Origin of the sequence: Kitasatospora sp. NPDC059327, from assembly GCF_042752535.1 — a bacterium.
GTDB lineage: Bacteria > Actinomycetota > Actinomycetes > Streptomycetales > Streptomycetaceae > Kitasatospora.
In genome coordinates, this window is sequence record NZ_JBHYYB010000207.1 from 1 (window position 1) to 5,435 (window position 5,435).

General features: G+C 75.5%; 4 protein-coding genes. All 4 read left to right on the forward strand.

The genetic code is table 11. The annotated features are described in order from the left end of the window. Positions 1 to 172 precede the first annotated feature (172 nt). Complete coding sequence (locus ACFXHB_RS44175; protein WP_380582814.1) at positions 173 to 1,594, forward strand: acyl-CoA synthetase; 1,422 nt, start codon at positions 173 to 175, stop codon at positions 1,592 to 1,594. A gap of 304 nt (positions 1,595 to 1,898) precedes the next feature. Continuing rightward, positions 1,899 to 2,837 carry a C40 family peptidase gene (locus tag ACFXHB_RS44180; RefSeq protein WP_380582816.1) on the forward strand — a complete coding sequence of 313 codons (939 nt, stop codon included), beginning with the start codon at positions 1,899 to 1,901 and terminating at the stop codon, positions 2,835 to 2,837. 598 nt (positions 2,838 to 3,435) lie between these two features. Then, a complete protein-coding gene (locus ACFXHB_RS44185; protein ID WP_380582818.1) occupies positions 3,436 to 4,503 on the forward strand; it encodes an NUDIX domain-containing protein in 1,068 nt (355 codons plus the stop codon). Between the two features lie 27 nt (positions 4,504 to 4,530). Next, positions 4,531 to 5,435: DUF4184 family protein (locus tag ACFXHB_RS44190; RefSeq protein ID WP_380582820.1), on the forward strand; the 905-nt coding region annotated here is incomplete at its 3' end.

Sequence of the window (5,435 nt, forward strand, 5' to 3'; positions counted from 1 at the left end):
CCCGGGAGTGATCCCGGGCGCGCCCGCGCCTTTCCGTGAGGGTGCCCGGCGCGGTGTGCCGCCGCGGGCACCGCGGGTGCCCGCCGCCGGGCCCGTAGAGTCGACGCCGGACCGGCGGCGACACGGCCGGGTGACAGAGCGCCACACCGCGACCAAGGGCGAGGGCAGACGCATGACACTCTTGACGGCACTTCAGGGCGACTTCGGCGACTCCGACGACGCGCTGCGGATCGACGGGCGGGAGCTCTCCCGCGAGCAGCTGCTCGGCGCGGCGACCGTGGTGGCCGACCGGGTGGCCGGCGCCCCCGCGCTGGCGGTGCTCGCCCGGCCCACCGCCGAGACCGTCGTCGCCGTGGTCGGCGGGCTGCTGGCCGGGGTGCCGGTGGTGCCACTGCCGCCCGACTCCGGCCCCAAGGAGCGCGCGCACATCCTGCGCGACTCGGGTGCCGCGCTGCTCGCGCACGCCGTCGGGGACACAGCCCCGGAGGCCGGCGTCGTGTCCCCGCTGCCCGTCGACCTGACGGAACGGTCCGCCACCGGCCACGCCGAGCCCGCGCCGGACGCGACGGCGTTCGTGCTCTACACCTCGGGGACCACCGGCGCTCCGAAGGGGGCGATGATCCGTCGCTCCGCCGTCGCCGCCGACCTGGACGCCCTGGCCGAGGCCTGGCGGTGGACCGCCGACGACACCCTGGCGCACGGTCTGCCGCTCTTCCACGTCCACGGCCTGGTGCTCGGCGTGCTCGGCGCCCTGCGCACCGGCAGCCGACTGGTGCACACCGGGCGGCCCACACCGGGCGGCTACGCGGCCGCCGGTGCCAGCCTGTACTTCGGCGTGCCGACGGTCTGGTCCCGGCTGGCCGCCGACCCGGCGGCGGCCGCCCGGCTGGCCTCGGCCCGGCTGCTGGTCTCCGGCAGCGCGCCGCTGCCGGTGCCGGTCTTCGAGAAGCTGACCGCATTGACCGGGCACGCCCCGATCGAGCGGTACGGCATGACGGAGTCGCTGATCACCGTGTCCACCCGGGCGGACGGCGAGCGCCGCCCCGGCAGCGTCGGGCTGCCGCTGACGGGTGTGCGGACCAGGCTGGTCGGCGAGGACGGCGCGCCCGTCCCGCACGACGGGGAGAGCGTCGGTGAGCTGCAGGTCGCCGGGCCGACCCTGTTCACCGGTTACCTCAACCGGCCGGACGCCAACGGTGAGGCCTGGACGGCGGACGGCTGGTTCCGCACCGGGGACGTCGCCGTGATCGGCGAGGACGGGTTCCACCGGATCGTCGGCCGTGCCTCGGTGGACCTCATCAAGAGCGGCGGCTACCGGATCGGAGCGGGCGAGGTCGAGGCGGCCCTGCGGGACCACCCGGCGGTCGCGGACGCCGCGGTGGTGGGCGCGCCCGACGAGGACCTCGGCCAGGCGGTGGTCGCCTACGTCGTCCCGGACGGCGCGGTGACGGGGGACCAGCTGACGGCGTTCGTCGCGGAGCGGCTCTCGGTGCACAAGCGGCCCCGGCGGGTGGTGCTGGTGTCCGAACTGCCCAGGAACGCCATGGGAAAGGTGCTGAAGAAGCAGCTGCTGGCGGAGTCGGCACTCGGGTGACGGGCGGTCATCCGGTGACGGTCGCTCATCTCCACGACCGTCACCCCGCCCGTCCTCCTCACCTTCCGTGAACCCTTCCTTTGGCGCACTCCACTGCGCGCTGTGAGCGGCCGCGTGCCTAACGTGACACGCAGGCAGAACTGAATCCCAGAGTGACGAGCGGCGGCTTCCGGTCGCAGGACCGGGAGCCGCCGCGTGTCGGCGGGAAACCCCTCTGCCCTCCCGTTCAGTGTTCAGCCGCGGTTCAGCAGCGTCAGCGGTGCTGGGCAGAGCTGAGCCGCGTTCAGCAAAGGAAGACAGCAGGATGACGACCGTCAACACCGGCGCACCGGGTGCAGCCGACCAGCCGACCGGGCAGACCACCGCCACCACCGACGGGCCGGCGCGCGCCGCCCGACCCTCCCGGGCGGCGCGGGTCCGCCGGGGGATAGGCATGGTGGCCGTGATCGCGGCCGGTGCCGGCGTGATCGGCCTCGGTACCGGCGTGAGCAGCGCGGCCGCCGAGCCGGCGCCGGCCCACGCGGGCTGGGACGGTTCGCGGTACTGGTTCAAGAACAGCCAGGGGCAATGGCGCTGGACCACCCACTACGACGTCTACCAGGCCCGGACCGAGGGCGGTTCGTCCGCCGCCCCGTCGTCGACCTCGTCCGCCTCGTCGTCCTCCGCCGGGGGGATCACGCAGGGCTGGGACGGTTCGCGGTACTGGTTCAAGAACAGCCAGGGCCAGTGGCGCTGGACCACCCACTACGACGTCTACCTGGACCGGACGGGCGGTGGCTCCTCCGACGGTTCGTCGTCCGGTTCGTCGTCCGGTTCGTCGTCGGGCTCGTCGTCGGGCTCGGCCGGGTCGTCCGGCGGGTCCGTCGCGCCGGCGGCCGACGGGGATGTCGAGACGGCGGTGCAGTTCGCGCTCGCCCAGCTCGGCAAGCCGTTCCGGACGGCCGGCAACGGGCCGGACGGGTACGACTGCTCGGGCCTGGTGCAGCAGTCGTTCCGGCGCGGGGGCATCGACCTGCCGCGGGTGGCCAACGACCAGTACGCCGCGACCACGCCGGTCCGCGCCAGCCAGCTCCAGCGCGGTGACCTGCTCTTCTGGTCGGACGACGGCAGCGCCCGGGGCATCCACCATGTGGCGATCTACCTGGGCGACAACCAGTACGTCGAGGCGGCCCGGCCCGGGACCAACATCCGCGTCTCGCGGATCAGCGGCGGTTACTACCCGACGCACATGGGCCGCCCCTGAGGCCTGCGCCCGCCGGGGTGACGCCCGGTCGGTGGGACGGCGCTCCTGTCGCCGTCCCACCGGCCGGGCGCGCGGGGGTCGGGGTCCGGTGCTCCGCCGGTTCGACGCTCCGGCGGTTCGGTCCTTCGGCGGTTCGGTCCTTCGGCGGTTCGGTCCTTCGACGCTGGGGAGGTTCGGCGCCGTGGAGCTTCGGGCTTTGTCGCCTCGGCGCTTCGGTTGTTCGGCGCTTCGGTTGTTAGTGGATTCAGGGATTCACCGCTTCAGGATTCAGCGCTTTGTCGCTTTGTCGGGGTCGTGGTGGTCCTGGGGCGGGTGGGGGCGCGAGAGGTGTGTAAGGGGGCGCGCGTAAGGTAGGTGGCCGCCGGTTGTCAGGGGCGTGCGGACCGGCGTCCGGGCAGGCGCGCCCGCTGTGCTGCGAGGTGCCTGGCCTGGGCACATGCCCCTGTCACACGGCGGGGCCGGCGACGACGGCCGAGCCCGGTACGGAGGTATGGGGACCGGCGCGGCGGGGGTACCACCTCGGGTGGCGCTGGTTCGGCCGACGGGGGCGCCGCCCGGTGCGAACGGCATCGGGGGAAGTCGAGGGGCAGGGGACGTTGTGATCGTCTGGGTCAATGGCACATTCGGGGCGGGCAAGACGACTGCCTGCCGTGAGTTGGTGGAGCTGCTGCCGGGGAGCACGCTGTTCGACCCCGAACTCGTCGGGTTCGGGCTGCGGAACCTCCTGCCGGCCGACCGGCTGGCCGCGGTGTCCGACTTCCAGGACCTCCCGGCGTGGCGCCGGCTCGTCCCCGAGACGGCGGCCGCGCTGCTCGGAGAGGTGCCGGGCCCGCTGGTGGTCCCGATGACGCTGCTGCGGGAGGACTATCGGGACGAGATCTTCGGCGCGCTCGCCTCCCACGGCATCACGGTGCACCACCTCGTCCTGGACCCTGAAGAAACGATCCTGCGTGCGCGGATCGCCGAGCGTGACGAGTGCCCCGGCGATCCCGAGCGCAGCGAGCGCGTCCGGCAGTGGTGCCTCGAACACCTGCCGCGCTACCGGGCCGCCCGCCGCTGGCTCATCGAGGACGCCCGGATGGTCGACAACGGCGAGCTGACCCCGGGGGAGACCGCCGCCCGGCTCGCCCAGCTGGTCCGGGAGGGCTCGGCCCGCTGCCCGATCGTCCAGACCCCGGACCCGACCGGGGACACGGTGGCCTCGGCCGTCCTGTTCTTCGACGAGCAGGACCGGGTCCTGCTCGTCGACCCGGTCTACAAACCGGACTGGGAGTTCCCCGGCGGAGTGGTCGAGCGCGGCGAGGCGCCGACCGACGCCGCCCTGCGGGAGACCGCCGAGGAACTGGGCCTGCGCCTCGACCCGGGCGCGCTGCGGCTGCTCGCCGTCGACTGGGAGCCGCGCACCGGTCCGCGTCGCGGCGGCCTGCGGCTGGTCTACGACGGCGGTCTGCTGGACGCGGCCGCCCGGCAGAGTCTGCTGCTCCAGCAGGAGGAGCTGCGCGGTTGGCGCTTCGTCAGCCTGGACGAGGCCGCCGGTCTGCTGCCCCCGGGCCGGTACCGGCGACTCGCCGCCGCCCTGGACGCCCGCCGCAGCGGCGAGTTGCGCTACCTGGAGGCCGGGCGCCGGGCGGGGCTGGGGCTGGCCCGGGCGGCCGACGCGGCGTAGCCGGCCCGTGGGCGGCAGGATGAGGGCATGCCGTTCACACTGAGCCACCCGGCTGCCGTCCTGCCCCTGCTGCGTGCGGCGGGCGCGCGCGGGCCGCTGGTGGCCTCGGCGCTGGTCGCCGGGTCGATGGCGCCCGATGTGCCGTTCTTCCTGGAGTCGCTGCTGCCCGGCGTCTACGGGCAGGGCGGGACGACCCACCGGTGGTGGGCGGTGCCCACCGTGGACGTGGCGATCGCCGGCGTGCTGGTGGCCGGGTGGCACGGGCTGCTGCGCGCTCCGCTGGTGGCCCTGCTCCCCGAGCGCTGGGCCGGCGCCGCCGAGGCGCTGACGGTCCGGCGGGGTGGCGCCGTCAGCGCGGCCTGGTTCGCCGGCTCGGCGGCGCTGGGCGCGGCCACCCACATCGGCTGGGACGCCTTCACCCACGAGGGCAGGCTGGGTGTCCGGCTGCTGCCGGTGCTCGACCGGACGGTCGCCGGGCTGCCGCTGTACACCGTGCTGCAGTACGGCAGTTCTGCGGCGGCACTGGCGGCGCTGGCCGGGCACCTGGCGCGGGCGGCCCGCGCGGTGGAGCCGGTCCGGCCGGTCGCGGTGCTCCCGACGGGGGTCCGGCGGGTCGCCGTGGCGGCGCTCGGCGCGGCCACGGCGACCGGGGTGGCGCACCGGCTCACGCCGCTGCGGCGGAACCTGATCCCGGAGTTCTGCTTCGGGGCCGGTGCGGGCCTCGCGGTCGGCGCGCTCGGGTACGCGCTGGCGTACGCGGGCGCGGCTCGGGTGGCGGGCCGGTTCGGGGGTGGGCGCCGGGTACCCGGTGCGGAGTGGCCGGCCGGTCGGCTCCCGGGGTGGCGGGGGGGGGGTACCCGCGGACCCCCCGGGCCCCGCCCCCGCCCGGGCGGGGGGCCGGGCACCGCCAGCGCCCGTACCCCGACCCGCCC